This window comes from Ureibacillus sp. FSL K6-8385 (assembly GCF_038593155.1).
Lineage (GTDB): Bacteria > Bacillota > Bacilli > Bacillales_A > Planococcaceae > Ureibacillus > Ureibacillus terrenus.
This window is the reverse complement of sequence record NZ_CP151968.1, coordinates 328,787-344,908: the sequence shown is the minus strand read 5'-3', so window position 1 is coordinate 344,908 and position 16,122 is coordinate 328,787. Positions and strand designations below refer to the sequence as shown.

The following is a 16,122-nucleotide window of genomic DNA, read 5'->3' as shown; positions in this document are numbered from 1 at the left end:
ACTTTTCTATTTATTAACCAACTAACGTTCGTCTGAGATTTTCCAATTTGCTTGCTACAGTGTTATCGAAAATGATGTTGCCAATTTGAACACGAACGCCACCGATGACTTTTGGATCGATTACATTTGTGATGTTCAATGTTTCTTTGCCAACAAGTTTCGCAAAGGAAGCAGAGATGCCTTTCTTCTCTTCTTCTGTCAATTCGCGAGTGGAGTATACTGTAGCTTCCGCAGTGCCTTGGGCTTCTGCTGTCAACGCTTTGAATGCCTCTGCAATTGCCGCTAAGTCACGAATGCGTTTTTTATCCACCAAAAGTTTGAGCGTATTGAGCAAAATCGGATTTGCTTCTTTGAAAAGATCGGATAGAATTTCTTTTTTGCGTTCTGAAGAAAACTTCGGGTTTGTCAATAGTGCAAGGAAGTCGCGGTTCTCATTGATCACTTTCGCGATTTCCTGTAGATCTTGGTTCACTTCTTCGACAACGTTTTGATCTTTAGCAACGGAGAAGAGTGCCGCGGCATAGCGCTTCGCTACAGAATACTTGCTCATTCCGCTTCTCCTGCCTTAGCAATCGTTTCTTTAATTAATGCACTATTGTCTTCTTCAGAAATTTCTTTTTCAAGCACTTTGGATGCCGCAAGAACAGAAAGTGATACCACTTCTTCGCGCAATGCGGCGATCGCTTTTTCTTTTTCCGTTTCGATTTCGCGCACCGCTGATTCTTTCAGGCGGCTTGCTTCCTGGCGGGCGGCTTCCACGATTTCTTCGCGTTGCGCCTCAGCTTGCTTTTTCGCGCTTTCGATGATTTTGGAAGCTTCAGTGCGCGCTTCTTTTAATAGGGCTTTTTGTTCTTCCAACGCTTTTGCCGCTTCTTTGCGAGCGTTTTCAGCCGCTTCGATTTCGCTTGCAACCAACTCTTCACGTTGTTGCATGATGCCCATCAATGGACCCCAGGCGAATTTTTTTAGCAATAACATCAAAATTGTGAAGATTACTAATGTCGCAATGATATCTCCTAAGTTGATCAATTCTGAACTTGAACCCAATACCAAATATTCAAAATTCACGATTGTTTCACTCCCTTCAAGAGCTTCAGAATCCAATATACCTGCCCTGCTTCAGTCCATTTTCCAGTTGAAGAGAGCCGTTCATTTATCTTAAACATTCATGTCTTCGAAAGTGTTTTCTATCAGTCATTGTTCTAAAAAAATCTACCGGTTAAACATTAAAAATAAAAGGAATGGCGAAGTTTCTGCAGAAAAGTCATCCTTCGCCACATGGAACCAATTATCGGTTCATTACGATGAACGCAACAACTACTGCGATGATTGGTAAGGCTTCTACTAACGCTACCCCGATGAACATTGTAGTTTGAAGTACACCGCGCGCTTCAGGCTGACGAGCGATACCTTCAACTGTACGAGATACGATTAAACCGTTACCAATACCTGCACCTAATGCTGCTAAACCAATTGCAATTGCTGCTGCTAAAAGACCCATTTTATATTTCCTCCTTGAATTTTTTGTTTTTTTGATTTTGGTAATAAATCATAATGTAAGAACACTATGAATTTATAAATTAATGGTCTTTGCTCACTTTGTGAGATAAATAAACCATTGTCAACATTGTGAATACAAAGGCTTGGATAAATCCTACGAAGATTGAGAATCCCAGCCATGCCATTGTTGGGATGATGGCACCGAGGAATCCCAAGAATCCGCCGCCGGCCATTCCGGCAAGCAATCCCAACAGGATTTCACCTGCGTAGATGTTACCATAGAGACGCAAACCGAGAGTTAATGTGTTTGCGAACTCTTCGATGATTTTCAAAGGCAATAGGAAAGATTTTGGTTGGACAAATGTTTTGAAATAATGTCCCACACCGTGTAATTTAATACCATAGAATGTTGCCAGTACAGTTACCATTGATGCCAGCGTCAAAGTCACCACTGGATCTGCCGTCGGCGATTTCCACCATAAATCACCGTGAATCACAATGCCTGAGAATGGGAGACCAAGCATGTTCGCAACGGCGATGAACATAATGAGCGTGATGCCCAATACATGGAAACGCCCACCTGTTTTCCAGTCCATGTTGCTTTTGATGATGCCTTTGACAAAGTCCATGACCCATTCCATGAAGTTTTGCATGCCTGTTGGTTTCAACTGCAAGTTTCTTGTTGAGATGAACGCGATGATAAATACAATAGTCGCTGAAACAAGTAGAGTTAAGACAGTGGCTAAGTTAAATGTGATTGGAAGACTGCCTACATGAAGAGTGACTTCCGGTGCTCCATGATCCATTTCCTGCACTCACCTCACTTTCAATGTCCTATTTTTCGGTTTTAAATAAACTATATAAAGCCTCGATGAAGAGGAAGACATAAGGTATCATTAACCCAATAACTGAGCTAACAACATTGAAGTATTCCGGGAACGCGTTCGGTATTGCGACTGCCGCGATTGCAGAAGCAAAGCGCAGCCCTGAACCAAGAGATATCCGCTTTCCTTCCTGATAGGAACGGTCGAACTTGTCCATCCTGCGGACAAGAATCCAGAAGTTGTAAGTGCCAAAAACCGCACCGATCCCTATTCCTGCAAAAATCGTCGGATATGAGGTGAAAAACCATCCCGACACGCATAGGGCAAGCAAAAAAAATAGACCTTTTTTCTGCTTTTCGAAAATACGGTGCAAATCCAGCATTGATTTAATCTCCTGAATCTTTTTGTTCATTCAGCGGAATATTGATAATTTTTTTACAAATTTCGCTCGAAAAGGGCAAAATTTTTTACCGCTAAGTATTTTTACCCTTTCCCATCTCTTGTATTCAGTCTCTTCCAGCATATGAAAAATCTCTTCCCACGTTCCCACTGCCTGTGTAGTAGAAACTTGATACCACAAGGGTTTGCGTATCATTTTGTAAAAGAATCCCTTATACATTCATACACTTTGTAAGCATACAATAGGGATTTTTTCATGTCAATCTGTTTTAGTGAAAAACTTCACACCGATACTATTTTGTCAAAATATTGACAAATTCCCCGAAAGAAAGAAGTTTTAGATATAGTTTATCTTTGGTATAATTATTTATTTTAGATTTTTATTCTATTTTAATAGTAGAATTATTGCTTCTTTTCATGGAAGTATGTCAATAAAGCATCCACGATTCTTCTGGAAGCGAAGCCGTCGCCGTATGGATTGGATGCTTTGGCCATTTTGTTGTACTCTTCTTCATCTTCCAGCAATTCTTTGGCCAGGCGGTAAATGTTTTCTTCATTTGTTCCCGCAAGTTTCAACGTGCCTGCCGCAATGCCTTCAGGGCGCTCCGTCGTATCCCTTAGGACCAGCACCGGTTTCCCGAGGGACGGCGCCTCTTCCTGCACGCCTCCCGAATCGGTGAGAATCATATAGGATCGGGCGGCAAAGTTATGGAAATCGAACACTTCCAACGGTTCGATCAGATGGATTCTCGGATCATCGCCCAAAATTTCGTTGGCCACTTCCCTTACCGCCGGATTCAAGTGGACCGGATACACCACCTGCACGTCTTCATGTTCCTGAAGAAGCCGTTTGATGGCGCGGAACATATGGCGCATCGGATCCCCCAAATTTTCCCGGCGATGGGCGGTTAAGAGGATCATGCGGTCGCTTCCGATTTTTTCGAGGATCGGATGCGTGTAGTGTTCTTTGACTGTCGTTTTTAACGCGTCAATGGCCGTGTTGCCTGTGACGAAAATCGTGCCGGGATCTTTGTTTTCCTTCAGCAGGTTTTGTCTTGATTGTTCCGTCGGCGCAAAATGCAGATCCGCCATCACGCCCGTCAATTGCCGGTTCATTTCTTCCGGATATGGCGAATATTTGTTGTGCGTTCTGAGCCCCGCTTCTACATGTCCGATGGCAATCTGGTTGTAGAAGGCGGCCAGGCTTCCGACGAAGGTCGTGGTCGTATCGCCATGGACCAGCACGATGTCCGGTTTGGCTTCTTTCATGACTTTATCCAGGCCTTGGAGCGCATTGACCGTGACATCGACAAGGGTTTGCCGGTCTTTCATGATGTTCAGGTCATAGTCGGGCGTAATGTCGAAGGTTTCCAGCACCTGGTCGAGCATTTGCCGGTGCTGAGCCGTCACCGTCACGATGGATTCGATTTGGTCCTGATGTTTTTCCAGCTCCAGCACAACCGGCGCCATTTTGATGGCTTCAGGTCTTGTTCCGAAGATGGTCATGACTTTGATTTTGTTTTGCATTGGATGGTACTCCCTTCTTGGTAGGTGAGAAGATTATTGGGTGGGTGGATCGGCAGCTATTTGCCAGTCGCCGAAAGGTTTTCCATATTGCAATTTGCGAGAACAGTGGAAAACGCCCTTCGATTGAAGGACGCCTTGCTTCTTTGGTTTATTTCGTGCTATCCAAGCGTTTTCGTTGTCTTGGGTCTGATTCGCGCATGTGTTGAAATGCATCGCCAAACAGCAAAATGTCCGGCTGCTTCCGCATGCTATTCATTCGTTGCGAATGGAAATGGCTTCGCATTCCATGTTTTGGATTGGCCCAGCCCTGACTCTTTTTTGACGAACCGCTTGTCCCCGGAGCGGCCCGCGACATGCTGGACCGCTTCAATTTGCCTTGACGGATCAAAAGATCATTTTGTTCCGAAGAGGCGGTCTCCTGCATCGCCCAATCCTGGAACGATGTAGCCGTGTTCATTTAATTTTTCGTCGAGCGCCGCAATGAAAATGTCCACATCCGGATGGGCTTTTTGCAATGCTTCCACGCCTTCCGGAGCGGCAATCAGGCACATGAATTTGATGTTTTTCGCACCGCGTTTTTTCAATGCATTGATCGCTTCGATTGCGGAACCGCCTGTCGCAAGCATCGGATCCACTACGATGAATTCGCGCTCTTCCACATCTTGCGGAAGTTTCACGTAGTATTCCACCGGTTTTAATGTTTCCGGATCGCGGTATAAGCCGATATGGCCCACTTTTGCAGTAGGAATCAATTTCAATACGCCGTCCACCATGCCGATTCCCGCGCGCAAAATCGGCACGAGGGCGATGTTTTTGCCCGCGAGCACTTTCGTTTTCGCTTTTGTGATCGGTGTTTCGATTTCGATTTCTTTCAATGGCAAATCGCGGGTAATTTCGAACGCCATCAAAGTGGCTACTTCGTCAACCAATTCACGAAATTCTTTTGTGCTTGTGTTTTTATCGCGAATATACGTTAACTTGTGTTGGATTAATGGATGGTCAAAAACATATACTCTGCTCATGCATTTCGCTCCTAACTTCTTTATTGTAAAGTCGATACGGACCCGAAGTGGCCACAATGGTCCCACTTTATCCAAACTAGTATAACAAAAAACCCTTCATTCGAAAACCAATATTCGAAGCCTTAACACACTTTTCATTTTTCTAGTGTGTATATATTTAATAGAAGAAATTCGGTATTTTTTGCAAAACTTTTCATGAATTATGTACGGGTTTGATGGAATTGTAGGGAGTTATTGGAAATTTATTTTTCCGGATATTGGATGCGATGCGGAAGCCGCCGTTCCTGTTTTCAATATCCGCCAGTTTGGGCTGGATATCCGCCGAATTCACATTTATCCGCCAACCTGATTTTTTCCTCTTTCCTGCAGCCCGATATCCGCCAAAATCACCATCTTATCCGCCAATTGGGAATTCTTCCGGCCCCAGGAACATGAACTCCGCAACTTCCTCCCCTCCCAATCCTGCCCAAAATAAAAAAGAGAACTTGAGCCGATGCCCAGCCCAAATTCTCTTTCAAAACGAGCGAAACGATTATTTTCCTACCACTAAATCCTCATAGATTGGGTATTTGTCTGTCAATGCTTTTACGCGGGCGCGCGCTTCTTCTTTCACCGCTTCGTCTTCCGGATTTTTCAAGACTTTCGCGATGATCAGGCCGACTTCTTTCGCATCTTCTTCTTTGAAGCCGCGTGTAGTGATGGCAGGCGTTCCGATGCGGATGCCGGATGTGACAAATGGCTTCTCTTCATCAAATGGGATGGAGTTTTTGTTCACCGTGATTTTCACTTCATCCAATAATTTTTCTGCCACTTTGCCCGTGAGGCCGACGGATTTCACATTCACAAGCAATAAGTGGTTGTCCGTTCCGCCGGATACGATTTCCAAGCCTTCCGCAAGCAATGTTTCCGCAAGCACTTGCGCATTTTTCTTGATTTGTTTTGCGTATTCCTTGAATTCCGGCTGCAATGCTTCGCCGAACGCTACCGCTTTTGCGGCGATGACGTGCATCAACGGACCGCCCTGGATGCCAGGGAATACCGCTTTATCGATTTTTTTGGCCAATTCTTCATCGTTCGTCAACACTAATCCGCCGCGAGGGCCGCGCAATGTTTTGTGCGTTGTCGTTGTCACAAAATGCGCATATGGCACCGGAGATGGATGTTCGCCGGCAGCTACAAGACCAGCGATGTGGGCCATGTCCACCATGAAGTAGGCGCCCACTTCATCGGCGATTTCACGGAATTTTTTGAAATCAATGACACGGGGATATGCGGATGCCCCTGCCACGATCAATTTTGGCTTATGTTCCAACGCTTTTTGGCGCACATCTTCATAGTCGATGACATTTGTATCTTTTGTTACGCCATATTCAACGAAATTGTATTGGATTCCGGAGAAGTTGACATGGGAACCGTGCGTCAAGTGGCCGCCGTGCGCCAAGTTCATGCCCAATACCGTGTCGCCGGGCTGCAATACGGAGAAATAAACCGCCATGTTCGCCTGTGCGCCGGAGTGTGGCTGCACGTTCGCAAATTTGGCGCCGAACAGTTCTTTCGCGCGTTCGCGTGCGATATCTTCCACTACATCGACGAATTCACAGCCACCGTAGTAGCGTTTTCCAGGATACCCTTCCGCATATTTGTTTGTAAGCACGGAGCCTTGCGCTTCCATCACCGCTTCGGACACGATGTTTTCCGATGCGATCAATTCGATGTTTTCTTGTTGACGTTTCTTTTCATTCAGAATTGCTTCAAGAACCGCTTTGTCTTGAGCTGCCAGTTTTTCGTAAGCCATTAATGATCCTCCTATTAATTTTTATTTTCATTGAAAGATTTATTGGATAAATCCAGCAAGTTCTGTCATCATGAAATGAAAGTTTTTCCTATATAAATTCCTAATTACTATAAAACATTTTCCCGTGATTTTCACTAGGGTTTTCCATATTCAATCAATTTGCAAAAAATGAACCGCGGAAAGCCGCAGCAAAGCCATGAATCGGCGGAAAGGCCCGGCAAGCCCGGCGGCACTGCATATCGGTCAAAGCAGTTGGACCTTGCAGGGACTTTCCGGCAGGACAGCGATGCATCTTGACGGCAGGCGATTCCCGCAAGCCGCCGCGATACAACCAAACATCCATGGCCACCCTTGAAAAGCCGCGACATCCCTTAATGGCATGTCGTGGATTCTTCCGGCAGTTCGTACACTGCGCGGCTGCCGCCGATCAATTTCGGACGGGTTTTGGCAACGGTCACCACCGCTTCGCCGATTTGGCGGACGGATGTGCGGACAGGAACGGCCACCTCTTTCAAATGCATGCCGATCAGTGTTTGCCCAATATCAATTCCCGCATGGGCGCGGACATGTTCCACCACAACGGGATTGTCCATTTTCCGGTAAGCGTAGGCGGACATGGAGCCTCCCGCTTTTGGGACAGGCACCACCGATACCGGCTCGAGCCCGTATTTTTCGGCCGCTTCCGATTCCAAAGTCAAGGCGCGGTTGATGTGCTCGCATCCCTGGAACACAAGATAGATTCCATGCTGCTTGGCGAAAGCGTCGAATTCTTCATAGAGCACTTCCGCAATTTCCGTCGAACCCGCCGTTCCGATTTTCGATCCTTTTATTTCCGAAGTGGAACATCCCACGACAAATAATTGCCCCGGCTTCAGTTCCGCCTGCTCCTCAAATTCCCTTAACAGCTGCGATAGTTGGTTCCGTATCATTTCCAGAGTCATCGCGCGGCTCACCCTTCAATTTCCGCGATTTTGTTGATGCGGCGTTCATGACGTCCGCCTTCAAAATCCGTATTCAGCCATGTTTTCACAATTTCTCTTGCAAGCCCTGGACCGATGACCCTTTCCCCCATTGCCAGCACATTGGAGTCGTTATGGCATCTTGTCATTTTGGCGCTATATACATCGTGGACCAATGCGCAGCGGACACCTTTCACTTTATTGGCCGCAATGCTCATTCCGATGCCTGTTCCGCAAATCAGAATGCCGCGGTCAAACTTTCCGCTGGCCACCCCTTCCGCCACTGGAAGGGCATAGTCAGGGTAATCCACGGAATCATCTGATGTTGGTCCAAAGTCCTCATATTCAATATTCAATTCATCTAACAGATCCATGATTTCCTTCCGCAACCGGTTGCCACCATGGTCCGATGAAATGGCTACTTTCACTTGGTACCCTCCTCAAGCTCTTTCTAACAACAGTGTACCACTAATTATAAAAGATTAATACGGATTTTCCTATCTTTTTGATTCTACTTTTTATTGAAATACGAATATTTTTGCTCAGTTCAATAAAAAATGTTCATTTTTCTTGTTATCCTCTAATATTTTTTCTGTTTTCCTTCCGGATTATTCGGGATTTTTCAATAAGGCCGATTCCGCGGACAAGGCCCATTCTTTTTATCGAGAATCTATTATTTACCGGATAATAATGAAAAAAATACTACTCTAACAGAAAATGTTTATAAACTATAATAATAGTAAATATATTACTTCCAATTTTTTTAAAATTGGTAGGATAAAAGATTTGATAACAAAGGGGGATATTGTTCATGTTGAAACGAAAGGGGCAACTATTTGCAAGCGCGCTGTTGGCCGCGGCAATTCTTGCAGGCTGCAGCGGCGACAATGCGGCGGACAAATCGGAGGAAACCAAAACGGAGGAACCGGTAATTGTCGTATTGGGGGATACGGTGAATTCCCACCTCCAGAAAGATGCGGTCTGTGTCGTTGACAGCCGGTTCGAACGCGGCCACACGATCGTGTTCCGTGCGAACGTCATAGACCAAAAGACTGAAAAAACTGTGGAAGATGCGAAAGTGAAATTGGTATTGGGCACTGGGGAAGAAATGGACATGAAACTTGGACCTCATGGAGAAGAAGGCACATTGCTTTATACTGTAAGCTGGACAGTGCCGGACGACTTCCCTACCGGAACATTGGATTACCAAATCGTTGCGGAAGTGGACGGCAAAGAGTATGCTTATGAGCCGTTTAATGTGGGGGTATCCAAATTGACCATCCTTGAAGCAGGAGCAGAAGCGAAACTGGCAGCCCAGGCTCAAGCCGCTCCTCAAAGTGAGGAAGCTCAATGATGAAAAAACGGCGACTTCGGGCATTCTTCATTTCTCTCTCCATCATCTTTGTTTTGGCCGGCTGCACCCAGTCCGGCGAAGAATCAAAAAATAAAGACGAACAGGCTTCTGCCAGCGCCGAGGAAAAAAACGTGAATTTGATCGGCAAAGTGACGCTCAGCAAAAGCAGCGGCCGCATCGGCGACGAAGTGGCCATCACGGCGGAATCGTTGAAACCGGAAAAGCCGTTGAAAGTGGTTTGGGTCGATATGGAAGGCTCTTATCAAATTGAGGACAACTATTCCTTCATCGGAGCCGCCTATGAACCGGCGGAAAAAGTGGTGGCCGAAGGAAAAGCCGATGCGGACGGAAAATGGGCAGGCGCTTTCTCCATTCCGGACGGATTCGGCGATGACCATGATATTCTCGTTTATCAGGATGATGAAGTGGTCGCGAAAGCCAACTTCTTTGTGGAAACGGTGTTCACCATCAGCCCGACATCCGGACCTCCTGGAACAGAAGTCACAATCAAGGGTGAAGGGTTAAGCTGGAAAATGTACGGCAGCTTGTGGCATGTGAACTGGGATAATAAATATACCGGCATGATTACCGCCGTGACGACAAACGGAAAAGCGGTAGCCGTATTCCGCGCGGCCGGGAAAAAAGGCCTCCACAGCATCACGGTGGAAAGCGGCGCAAGCGGATTCCCGTATTTGAGCCGGGACAGTTCGGCCATCAACTATATTCATACACACTATTTCACCTTTGAAATTACGTCCGATGAGCCGGTGACAACGGCATCGTATGTGGAAAAGGCGCCGGAAGCCGCGGATGGCGGCATCCAAATGCCGGAACCGAAGAATAAGGATGGCGTGAAAGTCGCATTGGACCGTCCGGAAGGCACAGTGGGCGAAAAGGTTGTGTTGACGGCTTCCGGATTGCCGAAAAATGAGAAAGTCTCATTCGATTGGCATACGATGGTCGGTACGCGGGTGACGAAGGAAGGATACGGCCCGGAAATCTTTGATTTGGGAGAAGCTGAAACAGATGACAAAGGGAATTTGACATATGAATTTGCGATTCCGGATGATTTGGGCGGCCTTCCTCATTTAATCGACGTCAAAGTGGGCGATGAGGTGTACGGACAGGCCTACATAGTGGCAACCGGCGAACCGGGCTATCAATTCATCGATATTGATTTCTCTTGGGCGGATAATTCCCAATCTTGGGCTCTTACAATTTCTTCTTGGGCAGATAGATTTTCCACTCGGGCAGATACGCTTCCCTCTTGGGCTCTTGCATCTTTCTCTTGGGCGAATAATTCCCGATCTTGGGCACTTGCTCCTTCATCATGGGCAGATACATTTTCCTCTTGGGCTCTTGCATCTTCCTCTTGGGCGGATAATTCCCAACCTTGGGCTCTTACTTATTCCTCTTGGGCAGATGAATCTCCTACTCGGGCAGATACGCTTCCCTCTTGGGCTCTTGCATCTTCCTCTTGGGCGGATCACTCCCAATCTTGGGCTCTTACTCATTCCTCTTGGGCAGATACGCTCCCCTCTTGGGCTCTTGCACATCCCCTTTGAGCAGATGACCCTTCAACTCGGGCTCTTGCAACTCCCCCTTGGGCAGATCACTCCCAACCTTGGGCTCTTACCATTTCATCTTGGGCGGATATTTCCCTTGCTCAGGCAAATAAGTCCCCTCTTGGATATTTGAACCCCTTTGCCGCTCCCCCTTCCCCCAGTCTCCAACCCAATAAAAAAACTGCCCCGGAAAGAACACTTTCCAGAGGCAGTCCGGTTATGTATAAACACTTCATTCTTTCAACGTCAACAAATATTCAGCGACCGCTTCTTCCTTGCCGTTAGCCGTTCCGGGCGGCATGGTTTTCCCGCCTTTTCTCAACACTTCCATAATTTGCTCCTTCGACAAAGTAAGATTATGTAAATTTGGCCCAAGATCGCCTGTCAAATCCACCCCATGGCAACTGGCGCAGCTGGATTTTACGATTTTTTCCCCTTCTGCCGCCAACTCTTCATTCACTTCCGCTTTCTTTCCTTCCTCATCATTGCCGCATGCACCAAGTCCAATGAGCCCCAAGCCGACGAAAGTTGCCAACACCACTTTGGATGGTTTCATTTTTATATCCCCCTGCCATTTCATCCCTATACAATCCTGTTTCCAAATCATTCATTATAGATTGTACCAGCTTCAACAAAGAAAAGGCAACCTCCTGCGCCCTTCCAGACCAAGCCCAGTCCAACCATGGACATATCCTTCCCAATCGGCTTTTCCAAGATCGAATCAATCAACTATGTAATCATTTAACCATGGACCTGTCCTTCCCAATCCCATTCGCATCCATTCATGAAAGGCACAACCTTCCGCGCCATCCAATTGCCTCAATCATCAATAAACGGCACAACCCGCAATATCCAATCCTTCTTTACGCGCGCTTGCGGTCACTTCGAGCGGTCAAACTGCTGAATCAATTGATAAAGCTGTTCGGATTGCCGTCTCAATTCCTGTGAGAGTTGTTCCACTTGTTCCAAGTTTGCCGCCTGCTCGTCGGTGGAGCCTTTCACTTCCAACGCTCCGGCAGATGTTTCTTCCGCGATGGCTGCCACTTCCTGGGATTGGCGGGCGGTCGTTTCAATGTTTTCCATTTGCTTTTCGATTAATTTGGAAATATGTATCACTGTATCTGCCATGCTATGTACGCTTGTTGTCATTTGCTCGACGACGGCCGTTGCTTCCGTAATCTTTGCGGATTCCTTTTTGGCAAAGGCCACCTGTTCGTTCATCTGTTTGACGACGATGTCCACATTATCCTGCATCGTTTTGATCAATTCGGTGATGCCTTTTACGGCTTTGGCGCTTTCATCCGCCAAATTGCGCACTTCTTCCGCCACCACCGCGAAACCTTTTCCTTGTTCCCCGGCTCTTGCGGCTTCAATGGAAGCATTCAGCGCAAGCAGATTGGTCTGTGCGGCAATATCGCCGACCAGCCGGATGATTTCCCCGATTTGTTCCGCATTTTTCTCCAGCTGATGGATGCTTTCCAAAGCTTTTTCATTGCCGGACGTGATTTTTTGGATGCTGCCGATCAGGTTATGAAAGGCGCTGGAGGTGATTTTCAGGTTTTCGAGCATGTCCAAAGAAGCGGCTTTGGAATTCAATGCTTTTTGATTCACTTCCGAAGCCAGCTGCCGCACATCTTCAATGGCTTCCGCGGTTTCTTGCACGGCGGTTGCGGATGATTCCGCCCCGGCCGAAATTTGCCCGACGGTTTCGGCAATGCCTTCCGCTTTTCTCGTTGCGCTCGCGGTCTGTTCGGAAAGGGCGATGATCGTTTCATTCGTTTTTTGGAAGTTGACGTCAATGCTGTCGACCATCCGCCGCAGATTTTCAAGCATGAGCTGGAAGGCTTCGGCCACGGATCGGATTTCGTCTTGTGTCCTTGGCATTTCCACATCTTGTCCAATCTTGCCTTCCGCAACTCTCACGGCCGTTCTTTCCAGATTTTCAAGCGGTTTTGTTATGACCACGCTGAAGATGGCCGCCAGGATGCATGACCACGTTATGCCCAATGCATATGTAATGATTTCGAAGACAAGGCTGTTTGAGAAGATGCGGAATTGCGAGAAAAAGTACGGATGAAAAAAATGGATGAACAGAAAGCTCGTGGAATATGTAATGACCGCCAATATTCCAACGAATAAAACGAGCTTCCGCCGGATGCTAAACGCTTTGTTCCTCATCCTTTTCCCGGCCCCCTTCAGTGATTTTCTTCACCAGTTCGTCTATTAATCTATTCAATTCGTTATAGGTATTTTTGTATGTGTCCAAATCACCGCCATAGGGGTCGGATACATCAGGCGAACTGTACGGCATTACATATTCTTTGAGCGTATAAGTCTTCCCTTTTGCATTTTGGTAAAATTGAAGGATCATATCGCGGTGGGCAGCGGTCATGGTTAAAATCAAATCCGCCCATTCGATATCTTTTTCATTCACTTGCCTTGTTGTGTGTTCAAAATCGATATTTTCCTGCTCCAGGACGGTTTTGGAATGTTCTGATATCTTGCCGCCCTCCAGAGCGAAGATGCCTGCTGACTTGACTTCGATGCCTTCGATATTCTTATGCTTTAAAATCGCTTCAGCCATCGGACTTCTGCATGTGTTTCCTGTGCATACAAAATAAATATTCATGGTACCCTCTCACTCTTCTCCTTGTTACTGTTCCCATAATGTATATATACTTATTGTAATTAAAGATAGCCCGGCTATCCATTTAAAAGGCGCATTTTTTATCGGAATCCCCGCTTTCGCCGCATGCAGGGCGAGATAGGACATGATGAAGGTCCATATCCCTGAACTTAATATAAAATAATATTTTTGTAAATTAAGCATACCAAAAGAAATACTTACTGAAAAGGTATCTAAACTTGCAGTGACCGCCAAAAGGCCGATTGGCACAGAATATTTCGGGTTTTTCGAAGACAAAAGAATTTGCAGTCCAATAAAAAATAAAAGGCCGCTTGAAACGATGCCGGACCATTGCAATAAAATGTGGAGCATCCAATTTCCCAGGCTGAATCCGATGACCGGGAAGACCATGTGAAGGATGGCTGTCCACATTGAAAGCAAGAAACGGCTTTTCACTTCCGTAACCAACAAATACAACGCTGCCACATCCAGTGATACAATAAGCCCCGAAACAATTTCTTGCACGAATGTCCTCTTTTCTATATAAAGTGCCTGGCATTTCATCATATGATGTTTTCGGGCGAAATATTATTGCGTACACCGCCTTTGCCATAAGCCGCGCCCAAAAAATGCCCTAGATAAATTTCCCTCCGGCGGCTTTATGGAGGCGGTTCATGATGGCAGCGCCGACGCCTTCAGTGGATGTCGTGGTGGCCAAAATGATGGTCGCGTCGGTTTTGTCGCATGCGCGGAGAGCGTCGTACAGGTTGGCCGCCATCTGCTTTCTATCTTCTTCCTCGCCAAAAGGAAAGAAATAATCCGCCGGAATGGACGCATAATTGGACGGCGCCAGAAGGGCCACCCGATGCCCTTTGTTTTGCAGTTCGCGCACGGTCTTTTCAATTTTCTCCCGGTTCCTTTCGATCAAATAGACCGGCGCTTCCGGTGCGTAATGGGTATATTTCATGCCGGGCGCTTTCGGTGTCGACTCCAATTGCTGTTCTTTCAGGGACGGCGCCGCCACTTCCCCGATTTCCGCCTCCAGCATTTCCTTCGTCACCCCGCCCGGACGCAGGATCACCGGCGGATCGACCGTCACATCCAATACCGTCGACTCAATGCCGATTCCTGTGGTGCCTCCATCCAAAATCAAAGGAATGCGGCCTTTCAAATCTTCATACACATGCTCCGCCTTCGTGGGGCTCGGCTTTCCGCTCCGGTTGGCACTCGGCGCCGCCAACGGTTTTTTCAGCGTTCTTAAAAGCTCCAATGCCACTTCATGATCCGGCATGCGGATGCCCACTGTCGGAAGCCCCGCCGTCACGCTTTTTGCCAGCACATCCGGTTTTGCTTTCATAATCAATGTCAAAGGCCCCGGCCAAAAGCGTTCCATCAATTTTTTCGCCTTTTCCGGAACCTCCTCCACATAATCCGAAACTTCTTCAATCGTTCCAATATGTACAATAAGGGGGTTATCGGAAGGACGTCCTTTCGCTTCATAAATTTTCTTCACAGCCTCATCATCCGTCGCCACTGCCCCGAGGCCGTAAACCGTTTCGGTCGGAAAGGCGACCACTTCCCCTTGATTCAATAAATCCACAGCTTGTGAATAAATTTTTTCTTTATCCACTTTTTTATCCACAGTTATTAAGACCGTTTCCATGTATGTCATCTCCTGAAAATACTGAATTTCAACAATTTTATCCACAATATGTGGATAATTTCGTGCGAAGTGTGCATAACTTCCCCACAATCCGTGGAAAACTTTGTCGAATTTTTTGATTGGGCACCCAATGGTTCAAACCGGTTGTGAAAAATTCAAATATGTTTTTTTCGGCTGTGAAGTTCCTTCATTATAATATCGTCCACAATCCATGATTCCAAAAGCCGCTGTTCTTTCATCGCCAAACTAATTCCTTCCTCATTAGGCAAACAGCTTCTTCAGCCATTCCCATACAAGGAACCGCACTTCTTCTTTCTCTTCCTCTTCCTTCAATTCCTCTTTGTCCTTTTCGCTTGGACGTTTGCACAAATTCGAGAAGATGCTGCACCAGAAGTTGTCGCCGCGGCCTGCGCCGATTGTCAGCACCAACGTATTGTAATAGCCTTGCGGATAAAATGTATTGCCGTCCCACTTCGGTGGCGTCAAATGCTCGCCGAGATTGATTTTCACATCATGCTCGCCATAATGCCGCGCAACATATGTGTCCAATTTCGCAAGCGCCTCATCATTGTCGATTCCGTTCGCTTCATTGTACAAAATTTCTGTAAACATCGGCTGGAGGCTTGCCACCATTTCCTCTTTCAGCTGCTGGTCCGCGTTCGTGTTGCTGTTGGCAATGACGCGCACTTTCAATGAATCATCTATCATCTTTTCACGAAGTTCATAGAATTGATCTACCAAATCCGGCACCATTAATAGAAAACAATAGACCGCCAAGCTGGACGCGAGCAATTTGAGAATGCTGACGATAGGATGAACCCGTTCTTTTTCATTTCTAATAATCTCGTAATCGTTTAGCATGTTTCATTCCCTCCCTGCCATCATCAT

General features: G+C 46.6%; 18 protein-coding genes. 2 read left to right on the top strand and 16 right to left on the bottom strand.

Translation table 11 applies throughout. The features are described from left to right. Positions 1–13 precede the first annotated feature (13 nt). The 10 genes from NST62_RS01685 to rpiB all read right to left on the bottom strand — a co-directional run bounded on the left by NST62_RS01685 (position 14) and on the right by rpiB (position 8,454). Positions 14–550: a F0F1 ATP synthase subunit delta gene (locus NST62_RS01685; protein ID WP_328216009.1), complete on the bottom strand. Its 537-nt coding sequence runs from the start codon at positions 548–550 to the stop codon at positions 14–16. After that, the gene (gene atpF / locus NST62_RS01680; RefSeq protein ID WP_141602240.1) at positions 547–1,068 is read right to left on the bottom strand and encodes a F0F1 ATP synthase subunit B; all 522 of its coding nucleotides are present in this window, start codon (positions 1,066–1,068) and stop codon (positions 547–549) included. Before atpF ends, NST62_RS01685 begins: the two co-directional genes overlap by 4 nt. Before the next feature lie 220 nt (positions 1,069–1,288). Next, positions 1,289–1,501 (bottom strand): F0F1 ATP synthase subunit C, encoded by a 213-nt coding sequence (gene atpE / locus NST62_RS01675; RefSeq protein WP_016837239.1) that lies wholly within the window; start codon positions 1,499–1,501, stop codon positions 1,289–1,291. Between the two features lie 79 nt (positions 1,502–1,580). Further along, positions 1,581–2,306, bottom strand: coding sequence for a F0F1 ATP synthase subunit A (gene atpB / locus NST62_RS01670; protein ID WP_141602191.1), 726 nt, complete (start codon positions 2,304–2,306; stop codon positions 1,581–1,583). A 28-nt stretch (positions 2,307–2,334) separates the two neighbouring features. Beyond that, the gene (locus NST62_RS01665; protein WP_342463060.1) at positions 2,335–2,706 is read right to left on the bottom strand and encodes an ATP synthase subunit I; all 372 of its coding nucleotides are present in this window, start codon (positions 2,704–2,706) and stop codon (positions 2,335–2,337) included. Between the two features lie 419 nt (positions 2,707–3,125). Continuing rightward, positions 3,126–4,250, bottom strand: coding sequence for a UDP-N-acetylglucosamine 2-epimerase (non-hydrolyzing) (gene wecB / locus NST62_RS01660; RefSeq protein WP_141602189.1), 1,125 nt, complete (start codon positions 4,248–4,250; stop codon positions 3,126–3,128). Positions 4,251–4,642: 392 nt separating this feature from the next. Continuing rightward, entirely contained in the window at positions 4,643–5,272 is a 630-nt protein-coding gene (gene upp, locus NST62_RS01655) for a uracil phosphoribosyltransferase (protein WP_342463059.1), read from the bottom strand. Positions 5,273–5,804: 532 nt separating this feature from the next. Beyond that, positions 5,805–7,067: a serine hydroxymethyltransferase gene (gene glyA / locus NST62_RS01650; protein WP_141602187.1), complete on the bottom strand. Its 1,263-nt coding sequence runs from the start codon at positions 7,065–7,067 to the stop codon at positions 5,805–5,807. Positions 7,068–7,438: 371 nt separating this feature from the next. Then, positions 7,439–8,008 (bottom strand): TIGR01440 family protein, encoded by a 570-nt coding sequence (locus NST62_RS01645; RefSeq protein WP_141602185.1) that lies wholly within the window; start codon positions 8,006–8,008, stop codon positions 7,439–7,441. An 8-nt stretch (positions 8,009–8,016) separates the two neighbouring features. After that, entirely contained in the window at positions 8,017–8,454 is a 438-nt protein-coding gene (rpiB, locus tag NST62_RS01640) for a ribose 5-phosphate isomerase B (RefSeq protein ID WP_141602184.1), read from the bottom strand. Between the two features lie 383 nt (positions 8,455–8,837). Here rpiB and NST62_RS01635 point away from each other — a divergent pair, with 383 nt between their 5' ends. Together NST62_RS01635 and NST62_RS01630 are read left to right on the top strand one after the other, a co-directional pair. Beyond that, entirely contained in the window at positions 8,838–9,380 is a 543-nt protein-coding gene (locus NST62_RS01635) for a hypothetical protein (protein WP_141602183.1), read from the top strand. Next, on the top strand, positions 9,377–10,945 hold the full coding sequence (locus NST62_RS01630; protein WP_342463058.1) for a hypothetical protein: 1,569 nt from the start codon (positions 9,377–9,379) through the stop codon (positions 10,943–10,945). Before NST62_RS01635 ends, NST62_RS01630 begins: the two co-directional genes overlap by 4 nt. 232 nt (positions 10,946–11,177) lie before the next feature. Here the strand turns inward: NST62_RS01630 and NST62_RS01625 are convergent, their stop codons facing one another. The 6 genes from NST62_RS01625 to NST62_RS01600 all read right to left on the bottom strand — a co-directional run bounded on the left by NST62_RS01625 (position 11,178) and on the right by NST62_RS01600 (position 16,095). Further along, on the bottom strand, positions 11,178–11,501 hold the full coding sequence (locus tag NST62_RS01625; RefSeq protein WP_141602180.1) for a cytochrome c: 324 nt from the start codon (positions 11,499–11,501) through the stop codon (positions 11,178–11,180). Between the two features lie 323 nt (positions 11,502–11,824). Next, positions 11,825–13,123, bottom strand: a complete 1,299-nt coding sequence (locus tag NST62_RS01620; RefSeq protein WP_141602179.1) for a methyl-accepting chemotaxis protein — start codon at positions 13,121–13,123, stop codon at positions 11,825–11,827. Beyond that, positions 13,104–13,574 carry a low molecular weight protein arginine phosphatase gene (locus NST62_RS01615; RefSeq protein ID WP_141602178.1) on the bottom strand — a complete coding sequence of 157 codons (471 nt, stop codon included), beginning with the start codon at positions 13,572–13,574 and terminating at the stop codon, positions 13,104–13,106. Before NST62_RS01615 ends, NST62_RS01620 begins: the two co-directional genes overlap by 20 nt. Positions 13,575–13,598: 24 nt before the next feature. Beyond that, complete coding sequence (locus NST62_RS01610; protein WP_328219802.1) at positions 13,599–14,096, bottom strand: manganese efflux pump; 498 nt, start codon at positions 14,094–14,096, stop codon at positions 13,599–13,601. A 109-nt stretch (positions 14,097–14,205) separates the two neighbouring features. Beyond that, positions 14,206–15,234, bottom strand: coding sequence for an L-threonylcarbamoyladenylate synthase (locus tag NST62_RS01605; protein ID WP_328219801.1), 1,029 nt, complete (start codon positions 15,232–15,234; stop codon positions 14,206–14,208). A gap of 261 nt (positions 15,235–15,495) precedes the next feature. After that, the gene (locus NST62_RS01600; RefSeq protein ID WP_141602175.1) at positions 15,496–16,095 is read right to left on the bottom strand and encodes a stage II sporulation protein R; all 600 of its coding nucleotides are present in this window, start codon (positions 16,093–16,095) and stop codon (positions 15,496–15,498) included. Between the last annotated feature and the right edge of the window lie 27 nt (positions 16,096–16,122).